The sequence below is a fragment of the Variovorax sp. P2_H12 genome, from assembly GCF_056403395.1.
This window is the reverse complement of record NZ_JBFUFO010000018.1, coordinates 172,380-191,429: the sequence shown is the minus strand read 5'-3', so window position 1 is coordinate 191,429 and position 19,050 is coordinate 172,380. Positions and strand designations below refer to the sequence as shown.

General features: G+C 65.5%; 18 protein-coding genes. 7 read left to right on the top strand and 11 right to left on the bottom strand.

Annotated features, from left to right (window positions below; genetic code table 11):
• The 5 genes from AC1DYK_RS15170 to AC1DYK_RS15150 form a co-directional block, all read left to right on the top strand.
• Positions 1–860, top strand: an 860-nt coding sequence (locus tag AC1DYK_RS15170) for an electron transfer flavoprotein subunit alpha/FixB family protein (protein ID WP_478167083.1), incomplete at its 5' end; no start/stop codon positions are given.
• Positions 861–883: 23 nt separating this feature from the next.
• Positions 884–1,855 (top strand): NAD(P)H-dependent flavin oxidoreductase, encoded by a 972-nt coding sequence (locus AC1DYK_RS15165; RefSeq protein ID WP_478167082.1) that lies wholly within the window; start codon positions 884–886, stop codon positions 1,853–1,855.
• Between the two features lie 154 nt (positions 1,856–2,009).
• Positions 2,010–2,570, top strand: coding sequence for a TRAP transporter small permease (locus AC1DYK_RS15160; protein ID WP_478090760.1), 561 nt, complete (start codon positions 2,010–2,012; stop codon positions 2,568–2,570).
• A complete protein-coding gene (locus AC1DYK_RS15155) occupies positions 2,567–3,865 on the top strand; it encodes a TRAP transporter large permease (RefSeq protein WP_478167081.1) in 1,299 nt (432 codons plus the stop codon). The genes AC1DYK_RS15160 and AC1DYK_RS15155 overlap by 4 nt, the downstream gene beginning before the upstream one ends.
• A 31-nt stretch (positions 3,866–3,896) precedes the next feature.
• Entirely contained in the window at positions 3,897–4,931 is a 1,035-nt protein-coding gene (locus tag AC1DYK_RS15150) for a DctP family TRAP transporter solute-binding subunit (RefSeq protein WP_478167080.1), read from the top strand.
• A 336-nt stretch (positions 4,932–5,267) separates the two neighbouring features.
• On the opposite strand, the gene AC1DYK_RS15145 is transcribed toward AC1DYK_RS15150, so the two are convergent.
• The 7 genes from AC1DYK_RS15145 to AC1DYK_RS15115 all read right to left on the bottom strand — a co-directional run bounded on the left by AC1DYK_RS15145 (position 5,268) and on the right by AC1DYK_RS15115 (position 12,160).
• Positions 5,268–6,152, bottom strand: coding sequence for a DMT family transporter (locus tag AC1DYK_RS15145; protein WP_478167079.1), 885 nt, complete (start codon positions 6,150–6,152; stop codon positions 5,268–5,270).
• 47 nt (positions 6,153–6,199) lie between these two features.
• A complete protein-coding gene (locus tag AC1DYK_RS15140; protein WP_478167078.1) occupies positions 6,200–7,252 on the bottom strand; it encodes a Fe(II)-2OG oxygenase family protein in 1,053 nt (350 codons plus the stop codon).
• A 248-nt stretch (positions 7,253–7,500) separates the two neighbouring features.
• Positions 7,501–8,238, bottom strand: a complete 738-nt coding sequence (locus AC1DYK_RS15135) for an amino acid ABC transporter ATP-binding protein (protein WP_478167087.1) — start codon at positions 8,236–8,238, stop codon at positions 7,501–7,503.
• 199 nt (positions 8,239–8,437) lie between these two features.
• The gene (locus AC1DYK_RS15130; protein ID WP_478094954.1) at positions 8,438–9,103 is read right to left on the bottom strand and encodes an amino acid ABC transporter permease; all 666 of its coding nucleotides are present in this window, start codon (positions 9,101–9,103) and stop codon (positions 8,438–8,440) included.
• A gap of 90 nt (positions 9,104–9,193) precedes the next feature.
• The gene (locus AC1DYK_RS15125) at positions 9,194–9,919 is read right to left on the bottom strand and encodes an amino acid ABC transporter permease (RefSeq protein WP_478167077.1); all 726 of its coding nucleotides are present in this window, start codon (positions 9,917–9,919) and stop codon (positions 9,194–9,196) included.
• 91 nt (positions 9,920–10,010) lie between these two features.
• On the bottom strand, positions 10,011–10,913 hold the full coding sequence (locus AC1DYK_RS15120) for a transporter substrate-binding domain-containing protein (protein ID WP_478094208.1): 903 nt from the start codon (positions 10,911–10,913) through the stop codon (positions 10,011–10,013).
• A gap of 266 nt (positions 10,914–11,179) precedes the next feature.
• The gene (locus tag AC1DYK_RS15115; protein ID WP_478167076.1) at positions 11,180–12,160 is read right to left on the bottom strand and encodes a LysR substrate-binding domain-containing protein; all 981 of its coding nucleotides are present in this window, start codon (positions 12,158–12,160) and stop codon (positions 11,180–11,182) included.
• Positions 12,161–12,233: 73 nt separating this feature from the next.
• Between AC1DYK_RS15115 and AC1DYK_RS15110 the strand changes: the two genes are divergently transcribed.
• Positions 12,234–13,685, top strand: a complete 1,452-nt coding sequence (locus AC1DYK_RS15110; protein WP_478167075.1) for an amidase — start codon at positions 12,234–12,236, stop codon at positions 13,683–13,685.
• Between the two features lie 26 nt (positions 13,686–13,711).
• Here the strand turns inward: AC1DYK_RS15110 and AC1DYK_RS15105 are convergent, their stop codons facing one another.
• Positions 13,712–14,656, bottom strand: a complete 945-nt coding sequence (locus AC1DYK_RS15105; RefSeq protein WP_478167074.1) for a 2-hydroxyacid dehydrogenase — start codon at positions 14,654–14,656, stop codon at positions 13,712–13,714.
• A gap of 31 nt (positions 14,657–14,687) precedes the next feature.
• Complete coding sequence (locus AC1DYK_RS15100; RefSeq protein WP_478167073.1) at positions 14,688–16,523, bottom strand: ABCB family ABC transporter ATP-binding protein/permease; 1,836 nt, start codon at positions 16,521–16,523, stop codon at positions 14,688–14,690.
• A gap of 195 nt (positions 16,524–16,718) precedes the next feature.
• Here AC1DYK_RS15100 and AC1DYK_RS15095 point away from each other — a divergent pair, with 195 nt between their 5' ends.
• A complete protein-coding gene (locus AC1DYK_RS15095) occupies positions 16,719–17,141 on the top strand; it encodes an acyl-CoA thioesterase (protein WP_478167072.1) in 423 nt (140 codons plus the stop codon).
• A gap of 370 nt (positions 17,142–17,511) precedes the next feature.
• Here AC1DYK_RS15095 and AC1DYK_RS15090 read toward each other — a convergent pair whose 3' ends face one another.
• Both AC1DYK_RS15090 and AC1DYK_RS15085 read right to left on the bottom strand, forming a co-directional pair.
• Positions 17,512–18,276, bottom strand: a complete 765-nt coding sequence (locus AC1DYK_RS15090) for an enoyl-CoA hydratase (RefSeq protein WP_478167071.1) — start codon at positions 18,274–18,276, stop codon at positions 17,512–17,514.
• A 115-nt stretch (positions 18,277–18,391) separates the two neighbouring features.
• A complete protein-coding gene (locus AC1DYK_RS15085) occupies positions 18,392–18,988 on the bottom strand; it encodes a 2-hydroxychromene-2-carboxylate isomerase (RefSeq protein WP_478167070.1) in 597 nt (198 codons plus the stop codon).
• Between the last annotated feature and the right edge of the window lie 62 nt (positions 18,989–19,050).

The window sequence follows — 19,050 nt, the reverse complement described above, 5'->3', positions numbered from 1 at the left end:
TTGCCTGCGCCAGCGGCGATGTCCATGTGCTGGTGGCCGGTGCGAACGCCGCCGACGCCGCCAAGGCCGCCGCCCAGGTCGCGGGCGTGGCCAAGGTGATCGTCGCCGACAGCCCCTCGCTGGCCGAGAACCTGGCGGAGAACGTCGCCGCCCAGGTGCTGGCSATYGCCAGGAACTACAGCCACATCCTGTTCCCGGCCACGGCCAACGGCAAGAACGTCGCGCCGCGCGTGGCCGCCTTGCTSGAYGTSGCGCAGATCAGCGACATCACCAAGGTCGACAGCCCCGACACCTTCGAGCGTCCGATCTACGCGGGCAACGCCATCGCCATCGTGCAGAGCAGCGATGCGATCAAGGTGGCGACCGTGCGCACGACGGGYTTCGATGCCGCAGCGGCCACGGGCGGCAGCGCCGCGGTCGAGACYGTGGAYGGCGTGGCCGACAGCGGCAAGTCGAGCTTCGTGGGCCGCGAGGTCACCAAGAGCGAGCGCCCCGAGCTGACGGCGGCCAAGATCATCGTCTCGGGCGGCCGGGCGCTGGGCAGCGCCGAGAAGTTCCAGGAAGTCATGGCGCCTCTGGCCGACAAGCTCAACGCCGGTCTCGGCGCGAGCCGCGCGGCGGTGGACGCGGGCTACGCCCCGAACGACTGGCAAGTGGGCCAGACCGGCAAGATCGTGGCGCCGCAGCTGTACATCGCCGCGGGCATCTCGGGCGCGATCCAGCATCTGGCGGGCATGAAGGACTCCAAGGTGATCGTGGCGATCAACAAGGACGAGGAAGCGCCGATCTTCTCGGTGGCCGACTACGGCCTCGTGGCCGACCTGTTCACGGCCGTGCCGGAACTGGTCAAGGCGCTGTAGGCGCTCTCGCAGAGGGAAGCACCATGAAGACCCGCATCACCGAACTGCTCGGCATCCGCTACCCCATCATCCAGGGCGGCATGCAATGGGTGGGCCTGGCGGAACTGGCCTCGGCGGTTTCCAACGCCGGGGGCCTCGGCATCCTGACCGCGCTGACGCAGCAGACGCCCGACGCGCTCCGGCGCGAGATCGAGCGCACGCGAGCCATGACCGATCGCCCCTTCGGCGTGAACCTCACGATCCTGCCCGCGTTGAAGCCGCCGCCCTACGCCGAATACGTGCAGGCCATCCTCGACAGCGGCATCAAGATCGTCGAGACCGCGGGCAACAGCCCCCGGGACTTCATCGATCAGTTCAAGGCCCATGGCGTGAAGGTCGTGCACAAGTGCACCTCCGTGCGCCACGCGCTGTCGGCGGAGCGCAATGGCGTCGACGCGGTCTCGATCGACGGCTTCGAGTGCGCGGGCCACCCCGGCGAGGACGACGTGCCGGGGCTGGTGCTGCTGCCGATCGCGGCACGCGCGCTCAAGATTCCGATCGTCGCCTCCGGCGGCATCGCCGACGGGCGCGGCATGGCCGCCGCGCTGGCGCTCGGCGCCGAGGGCGTCAACATGGGCACGCGCTTCTGCGTGACGCAGGAAGCACCCATCCACTACAACATCAAGCAGGCGCTGGTGGCGGCGTCCGAGCGCGACACCAAGCTGATGTTCCGCACCATGAAGAACACGGCGCGCGTGTTCAGGAACGCGATTTCGGAAGAGGTGGTGGCGACCGAGAACCGTCCGGGCGGCTGCCAGTTCGAGGACATCCGACCCCTGGTGGCGGGCGTGCGCGGGCGTGCCGCGCTGGAGTCCGGCGAAGTCAACGGCGGCGTGGTCTCGGCGGGCCAGTGCATCGGCCTGATCGACGACGTGCCGACCTGCGCCGACCTGCTCGACCGCATGGTCCGCGAGTGCCGCGAACACCTGGACCGTTCGCGCGCCTACTTCGATTGAAGACGGGGCGCAGGCCCGGCAGCTAAGGAAACCCCCGATGGCGATATGGTCATGGATCGCTACGATCCATGGCTGCTTCCCTGTCGAGGTGTACGGATCGCGTCCCGGCGTCCGCCCGGTGACACGACGTGGCCTCACCCTCCTGCTTCCCCCGATGACCTCTCCCTCCGAGTCCGGCCCCGTGCTGGACGCCGCCAGTCCCCTCCCCCCTGAAATCGAAGCCGCCGACGAACCGACCCGCGTCCCGCTCGCGATCGAGGACTGGGCCACCGTGGTCATCATGGGCCTGCTGGCCTGCATCACCTTCGCCAACGTGCTGGTGCGCTATTTCACCGACTCCTCCTTCGCCTGGACCGAGGAGTTCTCGGTCTTCCTCATGATCCTGCTGGCGCTGGTGGCGGGCTCCGCCGCGGTGGCGCGCGACCGCCACATCCGGATCGAATACTTCGCCGAGAGCGGCAGCATGGCGCGGCGCAAGCGCCTGGCGCAGTTCGGCGCGCTCATGGTCGGGCTGCTGTTCCTGCTGATCGGCGCGCTCAGCGTGCGCATGGTCTGGGACGACTACCGCTTCGAGGAGACCTCGCCCGGCATCGGCGTGCCGCAATGGTGGTATTCGATCTGGCTGCCGGTCGTTTCCTTCGCGATCGCGCTGCGCGCCCTGGGCCTGTTCATCCGCCGTGGCCGCAAGACCAGCTACGGGGGCTCGGACCAATGATCCCCACGCTGCTGTTCGTCGCCTTCGTGGCGATGATGCTGGCCGGCGTGCCGATCGGTGCGGCGCTGGGCCTCGCCGGCGCGGCCTGCATCGCGCTCGCCAACAGCGACGCGCAGTGGTTCGGCCTGCTGGCCGTGCCGCAGAACTTCTATGCCGGCCTCGGCAAGTACCCGCTGCTGGCGATCCCGATGTTCGTGCTGGTCGGCTCGATCTTCGACCGCTCGGGCGTAGCGCTCAGGCTGGTCAACTTCGCCATCGCGATCGTCGGCCGCGGCCCCGGCATGCTGCCGCTGGTGGCGATCGTGGTGGCGATGTTCCTCGGCGGCATCTCGGGCTCGGGCCCGGCCAACGCCGCCGCCGTGGGCGCGGTGATGATCACCGCGATGTCGCGCGCGGGCTACCCGGCCGCCTACTCGGCCAGCGTGGTCGGCGCGGCGGCGGCCACCGACATCCTGATCCCGCCCTCGGTGGCCTTCATCGTCTATTCCGTGCTGGTCCCCGGCGCTTCCGTGCCGGCGCTGTTCGCCGCCGGCATGATCCCCGGCATCCTGGCCGGCGTGGCGCTGATCGTCCCGGCCGTCTGGCTGGCGCGCACGAACAAGATGGGCGCCCTCGAATCCAGCCTGCCGCGCCCGGCCTTCTGGGCGAGTCTTCGCGATGCGATCTGGGGCCTGGCGGCGCCGGTGCTGATCCTCGGCGGCATGCGCGCCGGCCTGTTCACGCCGACCGAGGCGGCGGTGGTGGCGGTGTTCTACGGCCTCTTCGTCGGCATGGCGATCCACCGCACGATCAAGGTCCGCGACCTGTTCGTGATCCTGCGCGAATCGGGCGAACTCTCGGCCGTGATCCTGCTGGTGGTGTCGCTGGCGGGCATCTTCGCCTATTCGCTCTCGACGCTCGGCGTGATCGATCCGGTCACGCGCGCGATCGTCAATTCGGGCCTGGGCGAATACGGCGTCCTCTCGCTGCTGATCCTCTTGCTGATCACGGTCGGCATGTTCCTCGACGGCGTCTCGATCTTCCTGATCTTCGTGCCGCTCTTGTGGCCGATCGTGCAGCATTACAAGTGGGACCCGGTCTGGTTCGGCGTCATCCTCACGCTCAAGGTCGCGCTCGGCCAGTTCACGCCGCCGCTGGCCGTCAACCTGATGGTGTCGTGCCGCATCGCCAACGTGCGCATGGAAGAGACCGTGCGCTGGGTCGGCTGGATGCTGTTCGCGATGTTCCTCGTGATGGTGGCGGTGATCATCTGGCCCGAACTCGCCCTGTGGCTGCCGCGCAAGCTGGGCTACTGATTCTTCGATTTATTCCCAAGGAGACTGATCCATGAAATTCCGTCGTTCCCTGCTCGGCCTCCTGGCCGTCGCCGCCGCATTGGGCGGCCTCTCGGTGGCCGCGCAGGCGCAGAGCTACAAGGCCGAGTACAAGATGTCGCTGGTGCTGGGTCCGCCCACGCCATGGGGCGAGGCCGGCCGGATCTGGGCCGACCTGGTGAAGGAGCGCACCCAGGGCCGCATCAACATCAAGTTGTACCCGGGCGTGTCGCTGATCCAGGGCGACCAGACGCGCGAGTTCAGCGCGCTGCGCCAGGGTGTGATCGACATGGCGGTCGGCTCGACCATCAACTGGTCGCCGCAGGTGAAGCAGCTGAACCTGTTCTCGCTGCCCTTCCTGATGCCCGACTATGCGGCGATCGATGCACTGACGCAGGGCACGGTCGGCAAGGAGATCTTCCAGACCTTGGACAAGGCCGGCGTGGTGCCGCTCGCCTGGGGCGAGAACGGCTACCGCGAGATCACCAACTCCAAGCGCGCGATCAAGTCGCCCGAGGACTTGAAGGGCATGAAGATCCGTGTCGTCGGCTCGCCGATCTTCTCCGACATGTTCAGCACGCTGGGCGCCAACCCGACCCAGATGAGCTGGGCCGATGCGCAGCCTGCGCTCGCCAGCGGCGCGGTCGACGGCCAGGAGAATCCGCTGTTCCTGTTCACCGTGCTCAAGATGCACACCGTGGGCCAGAAGTTCGTGACCACCTGGGGCTACATGGCCGACCCGCTGGTGTTCGTGGTCAACAAGGAAGTCTGGGGCTCGTGGACCCCGGCCGATCAGGCGATCGTGCGCCAGGCTGCGGTCGACGCCGGCAAGCAGAACATCGCGCTGGCCCGCAAGGGCCTGGTCGAGGCCGACAAGCCGGTGCTCAAGGACATCGCCGCGATGGGCGTGACCGTCACCCAGCTGACCCCGGCCGAGCGCGAAGCCTTCGTCAAGGCCACCCGCCCGGTCTACGCCAAGTGGACGCCGACCATCGGCAAGGACCTCGTGACGCAGGCCGAGCAGGCGATCGCGGCGCGCAAGAAGTAGGCGCCAAGGCGCCAATGAGAAGGCCCCGCATTGCGGGGCTTTTCTTGTTTGCCGTCGAGCGATGCGTCGACATGCCGGTTGAACGCGAGCATTGCCGCGCTGACGCGACGCAGCCTCGACCGTGCGCAGCGCGCGCTCGCCACAAGCGAGGCGGAAGCTGCGCCTTCAACGTCCGCGATGAGGGCCGATTCGCGCCTGTAGAACAGGCCCGGCGAGGTTTTGCCTTTTCCACCGCCGCATCATCCGGCCGCACCGATCGACGGCAAAGCGAGGCATCCGACAGCATGCCCCGGAAACGTCAAAGCTCACCATGCTGATCCTCGGTGCCGTCCGTAATCACTTCGACCGCGTAGTAAAAGCGTTGAAGAGTCCGCTCGCCGAGACCATCAGTATGCCGAGCAACGAGAGCAGGCTCGGAGTTTCACGGAACGCCAAATAGCCCAACAGCGCGGCCCAGATAAGGTGCGTGTACGTGAAAGGGGCGGCTGAAGCAGGGCTAATTTTCTCAAAGGCCTTGATCAAAAGAAAGTGGCCCGTTCCTGCAGTGAGACCCAGCCCGACCACCAGCGGCAGATCTGAAGGTCTGGGGAGGAGCCAACCCGGGTGCCAAGCAAGACCTGTTGCAATAAGGCCGACAGAACCAAGAATAAAGTGCGTCGTGATTGGGCTCTCTGTACCGACGAATTTTCGTGTCATGATCTGATACAAGCTATAGCAAACAGCGGAACCCAATGGAAAGAGTACAGCCGCATTCATCTCGCCGCCCGGACGCACAATGACTAAGACGCCAATGAATCCAAAAGCGACTGATAGCCAAGAATGAACGCCAACCTTTTCCTTGAGAAGAATTGCGGACAGTGCAGTCACGAACAGGGGCGCGAGAAAATTTATGGCCGTCGCCTCCGCGAGCGACATAAACTTCAATCCATTTATAAACAAAAAAGTTACAGCCACCAAGAGCAGTGCCCTCAATACTTGAGCCACTGGTTGAGACGTCCTTATTAAACGGACACCCATAAATGGCCCGAATATCAGGAGCATCAGTATCGAGTGAGTCAAGTATCGTACCCATAGCAACTCGGAAACCGGGTACGTCGCCGACAGGAGCTTCGACAGGGCGTCGTATGAAGCAAACAAGATCATGGCGATCAAGACAAGTAGAATTGACTTACTTCTCTGCGGAAGTAGATTGTGCAGAATCTCTTTTTTCCAAATGCCCATGCCATACTTTCATTGCACCTGCGTCATCAGACACATTTTCTGCATCTCTATGCGAGCGCCATCGCTGGAAGGGTCACCTCCTCCGCTACTCCAGCTGGATCAAAAATTCGATTTCCTTGACGAGCAAACGCTCTGAAGTTCCACAAATTGGAGGCGACATAGACACGTTGAACCCACCTATATCCTCGAGCGTTCTCGTCGAAATTCGCCACAAAGGCATCGCGGGAATGCAACGCGAAGCGATTGTCTACGTAGACAAACGTGCCGGGCGTGATGTCTACAGCATGCGAAACCGCTCTGATTGCTTCATGAAAATTCCCAAATTCAGTTTCAGCACGCGAGTTCACCGGAAGCATCATTCCTCGATAAAAAGCGGCGTTCACCCGCGGCAGACCAACCGGCCCATGTAGCACAGGACAAGCATCCGTATGCTCCCGATCGCCAAAGAAGAGGCCCCTCCATCGATATGGAAGCTGGATAATGAAATGGCTTCCGTAGAGAGTAGCCACATCATCCCTGTCCATTAAGTCCAAAGCTGCCCTTGCATCAGAGACGCGTGTTCGTGGTGCTGCGCTGTCATGCCGCACTCCGAGCAACGCGAGGCCCACCGGGGAGTAGTCTTCGGCCGCCAAGAAGCGAAGTGCGGCATTTTCGGTGTGGAAATCAAGCTCGATCTCGGAGCCTCGCCAGTGAAGCTCTTGCTTGCTCTCCTTCTGAGGCACGAGGTTGACGACTAGTTCTTTTCCTTCAAAAACAATAGAGTACGGCTCCCCAACAACGGCAGTAATGCCGACCAATTGATTTTCGCTGAGAGTTCCACTTTTAAAAGGCATCCCACTTTCGTGAGGAAATGGGCTTCCGATCACTTCCTCATCAGTAGGCAAGTTGTGAATCACGAAGTACGGAACAGGCTCATTGGAAGTTCTCTGAGCGTAAAGTAACTCCAGGACTGGCTGCGGCAGGCACTGGCAGATTGCCTCCCTGGCAATTCGAATGTACCTCTCCTCTCCGTTTGGTAGATACGCAATCCTGGAAAGAAGTCGTCTGACCGTATTTTTTTGCTCGTTTGTCAGTTCAATGTCAAGACCATCAATATGCATCATTGTCTCCAATAGATTGTTTTCGACTGAAGAAGTTATTTCATCAGCCTCTAAACAGCCAACCCACCCATCATTCCGAGGGCTTCGGCATGCGTCAATCCGCTTTTTCTATGCGATGGTCGGAAATTTCCCTTTCCGAAAGATGAAACTGCAGACGATCCCAGGACGTCTCAGATCGACGCGACAAGCAAGATTTGCCGCAAAAAAAAGCCCCGCGATGCGGGGCTTTTTCATTGGAGCCTGCAAGCCTAGTGCTGCAGGATCTTGTTGAGGAAGTCCTTCGTCCGCGGCTGCCGGTTCTCCGGATGGTTGAAGAACTCGTCCTTGGAGCAGTCCTCCAGGATGCGGCCGCCGACGTCGATGAAGATCACCCGGCTCGCCACCTTGCGCGCGAAGCCCATCTCGTGCGTGACCACCATCATGGTCATGCCTTCCTTGGCCAGCAGCACCATCACGTCGAGCACCTCGCCGACCATCTCGGGGTCCAGCGCCGAGGTGGGCTCGTCGAACAGCATCACGATCGGGTCCATGCTCAGCGCGCGCGCGATCGCCACCCGCTGCTGCTGGCCGCCCGACAGCTGGCCCGGGAACTTGTCCTTGTGCGCCATCAGGCCCACGCGGTCGAGCATCTTCAAGCCCCGCGTCTTGGCTTCGTCGGCACTGCGCCCGAGCACCTTGATCTGCGCGATCGTCAGGTTCTCGGTCACCGACAGGTGCGGGAACAGCTCGAAGTGCTGGAACACCATGCCCACCTTGGAGCGCAGCTTCGGCAGGTTGGTCTTGGGGTCGTGCAGCGCAATGCCGTTGACCGTGATCTCGCCCTTCTGGAAGGGCTCGAGCGCGTTCACGGTCTTGATCAGCGTCGACTTGCCCGAACCCGAGGGCCCGCAAACCACGACCACGTCGCCCTTGGCGATGTCGACCGAGCAATCGTTGAGCACCTGCACCGGGCCATACCACTTGGAAACGTTCTTGATTTCAATCATTTTTTCGGACATGTCAGGCCTCCCGCCGGGCCGTCCCAAGGGAGGCCTGCGCCCCCTCGGGGGGCAGCGAATACACGAAGTGATGAGCGTGGGGGTTCTTCTTGGCCTCCCGCCGGGCCGCCCCAAGGGAGGCCTGCGCCCCCTCGGGGGGCAGCGAATACACGAAGTGATGAGCGTGGGGGTTCATGGTTTTTCTCCTTCAGCGGATGATGGCGATCTTCTTGTGCAGGCGCTTCACGAGCCACGAGAGCGAATAGCACAGGATGAAGTAGACGACGGCGGCCAGCAGGTAGGCTTCTTCGGGCCGGCCGAAGTTCTTGCCTGCGGTGTCGAAGCCCTTGAACAGGTCGTAGGCGCCGATGGCATAGACCAGCGAGGTGTCCTGGAACAGGATGATGGTCTGGGTCAGCAGCACCGGCAGCATGTTGCGGAACGCCTGCGGCAGGATCACCAGCTTCATGTTCTGGCCGTAGGTCATCCCCATCGCCTGGCCCGCGGACACCTGGCCGCGCGGGATCGACTGGATGCCGGCGCGCATGATCTCGCTGAAGTAGGCGGCCTCGAAGGCGACGAAGGTGATGATGGCCGAGTACTCGGGCCCGATCGGCCGCCCGATCATCGTCGGCACCAGCAGGAAGAACCACAGGATCACCATCACCAGCGGAATGCTGCGCATGCCGTTGACGTAGATGGCCGCCGGCAGGTCGAGCCACTTGTTGCCCGACAGCCGCATCAGCGCGAGCAGGGTGCCGAAGAAGATGCCGCCCAGCGTGGCGACCACCGTCAGGAACACGCTGAAATAGAGGCCTTTCAGCAGGAAGGCGCTGACGACGTCCCAGTGGAAAAAGGTCAGGTCGAGATTCATGTCAGGTCTCCCGCCGGGCCGCCCCAAGGGAGGCCTGCGGCCCCCTCAGGGGGCAGCGAATACACGAAGTGATAAGCGTGGGGGTCCATGTCAATGTCCTCCCGTTCCGCCGGCCGCGACGAACCCGGGCACTCGGACCCGCTTCTCGACCCAGGCCATGATGCGGTTGATCACCATCGCCGAGATCACGTAGAGCACGGTCACGGCCATGTACATCTCGGTCACGCGCGCGGTCTCCTCGCCGGCCTGCATCGCGAACTGGATCATCTCGGGAATCGACACCGCGAATGCGACCGACGAGTTCTTGAAGATGTTCATCGATTCGCTGGTGAGCGGCGGAATGATGATCCGGTAGGCCATCGGCAGGATCACGTAGCGGTAGTACTGCGGCGTGGTGAAGCCCACCGCCATGCCGGCGTAGCGCTGGCCCTTGGGCAGGGCCTGGATGCCGGAACGCAATTGCTCGGCGATCCGTGCCGAGGTGAAGAAACCCAGCGCGAACACCACCAGGATGAAGGGCGGCAGGCCGGCCATGACCGGGAACATCTTCGGCACCACGTGGTACCAGAGAAAGATCTGAACCAGGAGCGGAATGTTGCGGAACAGCTCGACCCAGGCATTGCCGAAGCGCACCAGCCAGGGGCTGTTGGGCAGCGTGCGGATCACGCCGACGAGAGACCCGAGCACCAGCGCCACGACCAGGGAGCACAAGGACACCGAGACGGTCCAGCCCCACGCCGACAGCAGCCACTGCCAGTAGGTGGGTATCTTCCCGCCCGGGTCCTCCAGGAAGACCTGCCAATCCCATTTTCCCATTTCAACTCCTCGATGATTGTTGGAGGCATCTCATAAAACAAACGCCCGCCGGAAGAGGCGGGCGTTCGTTCACGCGTCAGCCCACGCGTTTTTACTTCTTGGCGTAGTCTTCCATCGGCTTGTCGTTGGGGTTGGCCCACGCAGCCTTGGTGGCATCGGACAGCGGCAGGCCGACCTTGGTGTTGGTCGGCGGGATCGGCTGCATGAACCACTTGTCGTACAGCTTGGCGAGCGAGCCGTCCGCGATCTGGCGCTTGATGCTGTCGTCGACCGCCTTCTTGAAGGCCGGATCGTCCTTGCGCAGCATGCAGGCGATCGGCTCGACCGAGAGCGGCTCGCCGACGATCTTGAAGTCGGCCGGGGCCTTCGACTTGGCGATGTTGCCGGCCAGGATCTGGCCGTCCATCACGAAGGCATCGGCACGGCCCGACTCGAGCAGCAGGAAGCTGTCGGCGTGGTCCTTGCCCATGACTTCCTTGAAGTCGATGCCCTGGGCGCGCTCGTTCTTGCGCAGGGTCTGCACCGAGGTCGTGCCGGTGGTGGTGGCGACGCTCTTGCCGTTGAGGTCCTTGATCGAGTTGATGCCCGAGTTGGCCTTGACCGCGATGCGGACTTCCTCGACGTAGGTGGTCACCGCGAAGGAGACGTCCTTCTGGCGGGTCGCGTTGTTGGTGGTCGAGCCGCACTCGAGGTCGACGGTGCCGTTCTGCACCAGGGGAACGCGGTTCTGCGAGGTGACCAGCTGGCGCTTGATGTCGAGCTTGGGAAGGCCGAGCTGCTTCTGGATATCGGCCAGGACGCGTTCGGACATCTCGGTATGGAAGCCGACGTACTTGCCGTCGCCGATCGTGTAGGCCAGCGCGCCGGAGGAGTCACGCACGCCCATCGTGACGCTGCCGCTCGACTTGATCTTGGCCAGCGTGTCATTGGCCTGGGCGAAGGCGCCTCCTGCGGCGAGCGCCATGACGGCCAGAGCCAATACTTGCTTCTTCATATGGAAACTCCTGTGACTGAGAGATAACACGAAATTCTAGACGCCCGCATTCTGCGCCACACCGGGACCAACCCGGTGCACTGCGCACCGCCGCAAGGCGCACCGGGTGTTCGGCAGCGCCAGCGCTCCCAACGGAACTCTCATAGCAGCCTTTGTGCCCGGAAAAAACGTGGGGCAGACTTTAGAGGGGCCGGAGGTCGGCGCCCAATGCCGATTGCGGCGGTCGCCATGTCGCCGCCTCATAGTTTGTGCGCCGCACAAGAACGTCAGGCCGCAGGCTGGGTCTGCAGGAGGTAGGCCCACAACGCATCGGCCGCGCCCTTGAGACGCGGTGCCGCGCCGTCGCCGCGGCCTGTCCGACCGGTGGCCTTGGCCGACGCCGACGCGCCGGGCCGCTCGCGGTAGGCGCGGATCTCCATCGTGGCCTCGAGCCGGTCGATCTCGGGCGGCAGCGCGCTCACCAGCGTGCGGGCGCGGACCTCCTTGCGCACCGCGCTCTGCGGCAGGAAGGCGATGCCGTGGCCTTCGAGCGCCATCGCCTTGAGGCCCTCGGCCATGTCGGTTTCGTAGACCCGATCGAGATGGATCGCGGTGCCGGATTCCTTCAGCAGCTGGTCCACCACGCGCCCCAGGTAGGCGCCGGGCGCATAGCCCAGATAGGGAAGCGGCTGGCCGGGCCGGCCGGGCAGGCAGTAGCGCGGGGCGCCCTCGGCATCGGGCCGGACCCAGGGCGCGACCACCTCCTCCCCGAGGCTCACCATCTCATAGCGGTTGGCGTCCAGCGGCAGCGGCTGCGAGGGGTGATGGTAGGCGATCAGCAGGTCGCAGCTGCCCTCGACCAGGCGCAGCACGGCGTCGTGCACGTTGAGCGCGATGAGCCGGCTCTTGATCGGCCCGAAGTGCTCGCGCAGCCCCGTCACCCAGGAGGGAAAGAAGGTGAAGGCCAGTGTGTGCGGCACGGCGATCTCGATCACGTCCTGCCCGGCCGCGGAATGGCCGCGCAGCATGGCGCGCGTGCTCTGCAGCGACTGGAGCATCTCGATGGCCTGGCTGTAGAGCGTCTGGCCCGCGGGCGTGAGGCGGGTGGGATAGGAACTGCGGTCCACCAGGTCGGTGCCGGCCCAGCCTTCGAGCGCCTGGATGCGCCGCGAGAACGCCGGTTGTGTCACATGTCTCAGTTGGGCCGAGCGGCTGAAGCTGCGCGTTTCCGCCAGGCTGATGAAATCTTCGAGCCACTTTGTTTCCATACGCGGCGATTATGCGAGCGCCGCGCCATACTGGAACCCGCGTCTTCCCCTCTCCTTTCTTCCCTCGCCCGCCATGCCATCCGCCGACCTGCTCGCACTCAGCGCCACCGAACTTTCGCGCCGCATCGCGGCCCGCAGCGTGTCCTGCCACGCGCTGATGCAGGCCGCGCTGGCCCGCATCGAAGCGCTCAACCCGCGCTTCAACGCCATCGTGTCGCTGCGCGAGCCGCAGCAGCTGCTGGCCGAAGCCGGCGAACGCGATGCCGAACTGGCGCGCGGCGTGCGACGCGGCTGGATGCATGGCTTTCCGCTCGCGGTGAAGGACCTGAGCCACGCCGCCGGCCTGCCGACCTCGATGGGCTCGCCCCTTTCGCCGCGCTCTGCGGCGCGTGCCGACAGCCTCCACGTGGCGCGCATGCGCGCGGCCGGCGCCATCGTGATCGGCAAGACCAACACGCCCGAGTTCGGGCTCGGCTCGCACACCTACAACACGGTCTTCGGCACCACGCTGAACGCCTACCAGCCCGCGCTGAGCGCCGGCGGCAGCAGCGGCGGCGCAGCCGTGGCGCTGGCCCTGGGCATGCTGCCGGTGGCCGACGGCAGCGACATGGGCGGCTCGTTGCGCAATCCCGCGGCGTTCAACAACGTGATCGGCTTTCGGCCCTCGCGCGGCCGCGTGCCCGGCGCCCCGGAAGACGAGCTCTTCCTGCAGCAGCTCGGCACCGAGGGGCCGATGGCGCGCACGGTCGAGGACGCCGCGCGGCTGCTCGCGGTGCAGGCCGGCTTCGATCCGAGGCTGCCGCTTTCATTGACGGAATCCCTGCCCGCGCCCGACACGATGCGCCTCGACAGCGATCCGAAGGGCCTGCGCATCGGCTGGCTCGGCAGCCTGTGGCCCGATCTGCCGCTCGCGCCCGGCGTGCGCGAGCTCTGCGAGCGCGCGCTGCAGACCTTTCGCGACCTCGGCTGCGAAGTCGACGCGCATCAGCTCGATGTCCCGCGCGAGCAGAACTGGACCGCGTGGCTGCGCCTGCGCCAGTTGCTGGTCGGCGGCAAGCTGGGCGCGGCCCATGCCGACCCGGCGCTGCGCGAGAAGCTGAAGCCCGAGGCGCGCTGGGAGATCGAGCAGAGCCATCGGCTCGATGCGGCGGCGCTCTACCAGGCCTCGGTCTATCGCTCGAACGTCTACCGCGCCTTCCTGCGGGCCTTCGAGCGCTACGACTTCGTGGTCGCTCCGACGGCGCAGGTCTTTCCCTTCGACGCGGCGCTGTCGTGGCCCGCGTCGGTCGGCGGCGTCGAGAGCGACACCTATCACCGCTGGATGGAGATCGTCACGCCCTTCACACTGGCCGGCCTGCCCACGCTCAATGTGCGCGCGGGCTTCAGCGAATCCGGCCTGCCGATGGGGCTGCAGATCGCGGGGCCGATCCACGGCGACCTGGCGGTGCTGCGGCTGGGGCACGCGTACGACCTGGCTTGCGGCTGGGGCTCCGTGCGGCCGCCGGTGCTGGCCGAGGGCGTCTGAACCGACGGCCCTTTTTCGCTTCGAAACTAGATCGGCGACACCACGCCGCGTCCGGCGAAGTGTCCTTCGGCATTGGCCATGAAGCGATCCAGCGAAGCCTGCGTCGCCTCGGGTGACCAGCCCGCCATATGCGGCGTGAGCAGCACGTTGTCGAGGCCGATCAGCGGCTCGGGTGGCAGCGGCTCGCTCTCGTAGACGTCGAGACCGGCCCCTGCGATGCGACCTTCGCGCAGGGCCGCGGCAAGCGCCTCGGTATCGACCACGCTGCCGCGCGAGATGTTGATGAGGAACCCCTTCGAGCCCAGTGCGTCGAGGATCCGGGCATCGATCAGATGCCGCGTGCCGGCACCGCCCGGGGTCGCCACCACCAGGATGTCGGCCCATCCGGCCAGCGCCTGCACGCTGTCGAAATAGCGGTGCGGCACAGCCTCGCGCGGCTGGCGGTTGTGATAGCCGATCTCCATGTCGAAGCCCGCGGCACGCCTGGCGATCTTCTGGCCGATGGTGCCGAGCCCCAGAATGCCCAAGCGCTTGCCCGAGACGTTCGGCGGATGCGGAATCGTTTCGCGCCGCACGCCTTCGCGGCACAGCCGGTCGAGCGTACGGACGTGGCGCATCGCGCCGATCAGCAAGCCGAAGGCATGGTCCGCGACGCAGTCGTCGTTGGTGCCAGCACCGTTGGCGAGCACGATGCCGCGCGCCCGCGCCGCATCGAGCGCGATGGCTTCGTAGCCCGCGCCCATCGCGCAGACCAGTTCGAGCCTGGGCATCGCGGCGATCTCCGCCGCCGTCAGCCCGATCGAGCCGATCGTCAGCACCGCGCGGAAGCGGCCGCCCTCTGCCGCGATCAGCGCATCGCGCTCGGCCGGCGTCGGCACCGGCAGATAGGTCATGTCGTAGACCGCGGCGACCTGCGCCTGGTGGGTTTCCGACAGGCTGTTGAGGACCAACAGGGGAATCTTCTCCGACATTCGAATCGCTCCTGAATCAATCAATGGGGGGTCATAGCACCGGCTCGGCCTCGAGCTTCTGCAGCCGCCACATCTGCGCGTACTTGCCCTGGCCCGCCAGCAACTGCGTGTGCGTGCCGCGCTCGACGATCACGCCGCTCTCGAGCACCAGGATCTCGTGCGCATCGACCACGGTCGACAGGCGGTGCGCGATCACCAGCGTGGTCTTGTTGCGCGCCGCGCTCTTGAGCTCCGACTGGATCGCCCGCTCGTTGGCCGAATCGAGCGCCGAGGTGGCCTCGTCGAAGATCACGATCGGCGGGTTCTTGAGCAGCGTGCGCGCGATCGCCACGCGCTGCTTCTCGCCGCCCGAGAGCTTGAGCCCGCGCTCACCGACCATGGTCTCGTAGCCCTTCGGCGTGTGCGCGATGAAGTCATGGATACGCGCCGCCCGCGCGGCCTCCTCCACCTCTTCGCGGCTCGCGCCCGGACGGCCGTAGGCGATGTTGTATTCGACGGTGTCGTTGAACAGCACCGTGTCCTGCGGCACGATGCCGATGGCGCGACGCACGCTGGCCTGCTGCACGTTGCGGATGTCCTCGCCGCCGATCGTGATGCGGCCCTGCTGCACGTCGTAGAAACGGTAGAGCAGCCGGGCCAGCGTCGACTTGCCCGAGCCCGAGGGGCCGACCACCGCCACCGTCTTGCCGGCCGGAATCTCGAAGCTCACGTGCTTGAGGATCGGCCGCGCGGCCTCGTAGGCGAAATTGACATCCTCGAAGCGCACGGTGGAATCGGCTCCCGCCAGCGGCCGGGCATCCGGCGCGTCGCGCACTTCGCGCTCCTTCTCGAGCAGCACGAACATCTTGTCGAGGTCGGTCAGGCTCTGCTTGATCTCGCGGTAGATCACGCCCAGGAAATTGAGCGGGATGTAGAGCTGGATCATGAAGGCATTGACCATCACCAGGTCGCCCAGCGTCATGTGGCCATCGACCACGCCCTGCGTGGCGCGGTAGAGCATCGCGACCAGGCTGACCGCGATCAGGCATTGCTGGCCCGCATTGAGCAGGCTCAGCGTGGTCTGGCTCTTGACCGCCGCCTTGCGGTAGCGCTCCAGGCTGGCGTCGTAGCGGCTGGCCTCGAAGCCTTCGTTGTTGAAGTACTTGACGGTCTCGTAGTTGAGCAGCGAATCGACCGCGTGGCTCTGGGCCACCGAGTCGAGCTCGTTCATGGTCTTGCGGAACTGGGTGCGCCACTCGGTGACAGTCACGGTGAAGCCGATGTACACCACCAGCGCCGCCAGCGTGATCCAGACGAAGCCCGAGTCGAACTTCACGCCCAGGACGGTCAGCACCAGCGTCAGCTCGATGATCGTCGGAACGATGCTGTAGAGCGACATCGAGATCAGCGAATGCACGCCGCGCGTGCCGCGCTCGATGTCGCGCGTCATGCCGCCGGTCTGGCGCTCCAGGTGGAAGCGCAGGCTCAGCGCGTGCAGGTGCTGAAACACCTCCAGCGAGATGCTGCGCGCCGCGCCCTCGGTGGCCTTGGCGAAGACCAGTTCGCGCAGCTCGTTGAAGACCGCGGTTGAAAGCCGCAGCAGGCCGTAGGCGACCAGCAGGCCGACCGGCACCACCAGCAGCGCCGCTGCGCTGCCGGGCTTGATCGACATCGCGTCGACCAGGTTCTTGAGCAGCACCGGCACGCCGACATTGGCGACCTTGGCGCCGATCATGAAGGCGAGCGCCGCCATCACGCGCCATTTGTAGCGCCACAGGTAGGGGAACAGCCGGCGCAGCGTGGCCCAGTCGGAACGGTCGCTGCGGGCGGGCGTGCCCGCCGAGGCGGGGTGGTGGGGGGAGGAAAGTGCTTCGCCGCTGCGGCGCATGGGGGACAATCGTGACTGGGAACCTGCTCACCCCCATGCTTCGCGCACTGCGTGTCGCTTCAGCCACCCCCTGCAAGGGGGCGATACCAGCAGCCTGGCGAAGCCAGTGCTGCGGTATCCCTGGGTTGGCACGCTGTGTGCGTCTGAGGCGTTGAGCCGATTCCGTGGTTATTCGTTTCTATCCAGATTGTGCCTATGTCCGCAAGTTCCAGCGCCAACCTCACCGCCAAGCTCAAAAGCCTCCCGGCCGACATGGAGCTGGTGCTCAAGGTCATCCCGATGCCGGCCGACTGCAACGCCAACGGCGACATCTTCGGCGGCTGGGTGATGGCCCAGTGCGACCTGGCCGGCTCGGTGATCCCGGCGCGCTACGCCAAGGGCCGGATGGCCACCGTCGCGGTCAACGAATTCATCTTCAAGCAGCCGGTGCGGCTGGGCGACATCCTGTCGTTCTACTCGAAACTGGAGCGCATCGGGCGCACCTCGGTCACCGTGACGGTGGAGGTGTTCGCCGAGCGCTTCAAGGCCCAAGGCGAGTACATCAAGGTGACCGAGGCCACCTTCACCTACGTCGCGATCGACGACAGCGGCCGCCCCCGCCCCATCGAGAAAGCATAAACTCGCCCCCAGGTTGGGCTCACTTCGTGTAGCCCGCCAACCCCCTACCGGGGGCGCAGTCAGCGGCCCGGCGAAGCCGGTTCCGCGTGGCTGTTGCTCGCCCCCAGGTTGGGCTCACTGCGTGTAGCCCGCCCACCCCCTACCGGGGGCGCAGCCAGCGGCCCGGCGAAGCCGGTTCCGCGACTGCCCACCAACAGGCGCGCTGCGCGCAGCCCAAGAACAAACACAGCGAAGGCGAAGGTGTTCCCTCGGCCGGCGCAGCCAGGCCCGTTGGCGAAACGCCGCGGAACCGGCTTCGCCGGGCCGCTGGTGTTGCCCCCGGAGAGGGGGTGGGCGCCCCGACACGAAGTGCGGGGCAACCTGGGGGAGATCAAAGCTTCGAGAAGTCCGGCTTGCGCTTTTCCATGAAGGCCGTGAAGGCCTCGCGCGCCGCCGGCTCGCGCAGCATGCGGCCGAAGCTCTGGCCTTCTTCTCCCATGCGCTCCAGCACCGCAGGCTGCTGCGACTTCTTCATCAGGCGCTTGGTCTCGATCAGGGCGCTCAGCGGCTTGGCCGCGAGCTTGCGGGCCTGCGCCTGGGCGATGGCATTGGCCTCGGTCGGCGGTACGACGCGGTTGACCAGGCCCACCTCCAGCGCCGCCTCGGCCATGAAGGGCTCGCCCAGCAGCAGCGCCTCGGCCGCGCGGTGGTAGCCGAACATCTGCGGCACCAGCAGGCTCGAAGCGGCTTCGGGGCAGAGGCCTAGATTGACGAAGGGCATCGAGAAAGCCGCGTTGTCGCCCGCGTAGACCAGGTCGCAATGGAACAGCAGCGTGGTGCCGATGCCCACCGCCGGGCCGCAGACCGCCGCCACGATCGGCTTCGGGAAGCAGGCGATGCCGCGCAGGAAACGGAACACCGGCGACTCTTCGGTCGACGGCGGCTTGTTGAGAAAGTCGCCGATGTCGTTGCCGGCGCTGAAGATCGTGGCGTCGCCCTGGATCAGCACGGCGCGCACGGCGCCGTCCTGCTCGGCATTCGCCAGCGCGTCGGCCAGCTCGCCGTACATCGCGCCGGTGATCGAGTTCTTCTTGTCGAGGCGGTTGAAGGTCAGGGTCATCACACCGGCTTCGGTGTGGACGAGGATGTCGCTCATGGGAGGTCCTTGAAAAAAATGAATGGTCAGGCCGCCGCCGGGCCGCTCCCAAGGCGGCCTGCGCCCCCTCGGGGGGCAGCGAACCACACGAAGTGGGAGAGCGTGGGGGCCACGGTCAAGTGAGCGCCTCGCGGACGAAATCCAGCCGGTCCTGGCCCCAGAACATCTGGCCGCCGACGAACATCGTCGGCGCGCCGAACACGCCGCGCTGCACCGCTTCCTGGGTAGCGGCCTTGAGCTGGTCCTTGACCTCCTGTGCGTTGGCGAGCGCCAGCAGCTGGGCCGCATCGAAGCCCGCCTCCTGCAGCACGGCAGCGACCGTTCCGGCATCGTTGAGGTTGCGCGGCTCGACCCACATCGCGTGGAACATCGCGTCGACATAGGCGCGGAAGCGGTCGGGCTCGCGCATCTGCAGGCCGGTGGCGCCGCGCATCAGCAGCAGCGTGTTGATCGGGAAATGGGGGTTGTGCTGGAACGGCACCCCGTAGCGGCGCGCAAAGCGCTTCAGGTCTTCGTTGAGATAGGGCCTCTTGGCCGGGATCTCGGCCGGCGAATGGTTGCCGGTGGCCTGGAACACGCCGCCCAGCAGCATCGGCTTCCAGACCAGCGCCGCGCCGGTGTCCGCGCACAGGTGCGGCAACTGGGTATAGGCCAGATAGGCGGCGGGGCTGCCGAAATCGAAATAGAAGTCGACGGATTTCGTCGTCGTCATGCGGGTCTCCTTGCGCTGCCCCTCATTGTCGCGGCAGCGGGCCGGCGCCGGGCCGCCCCAAG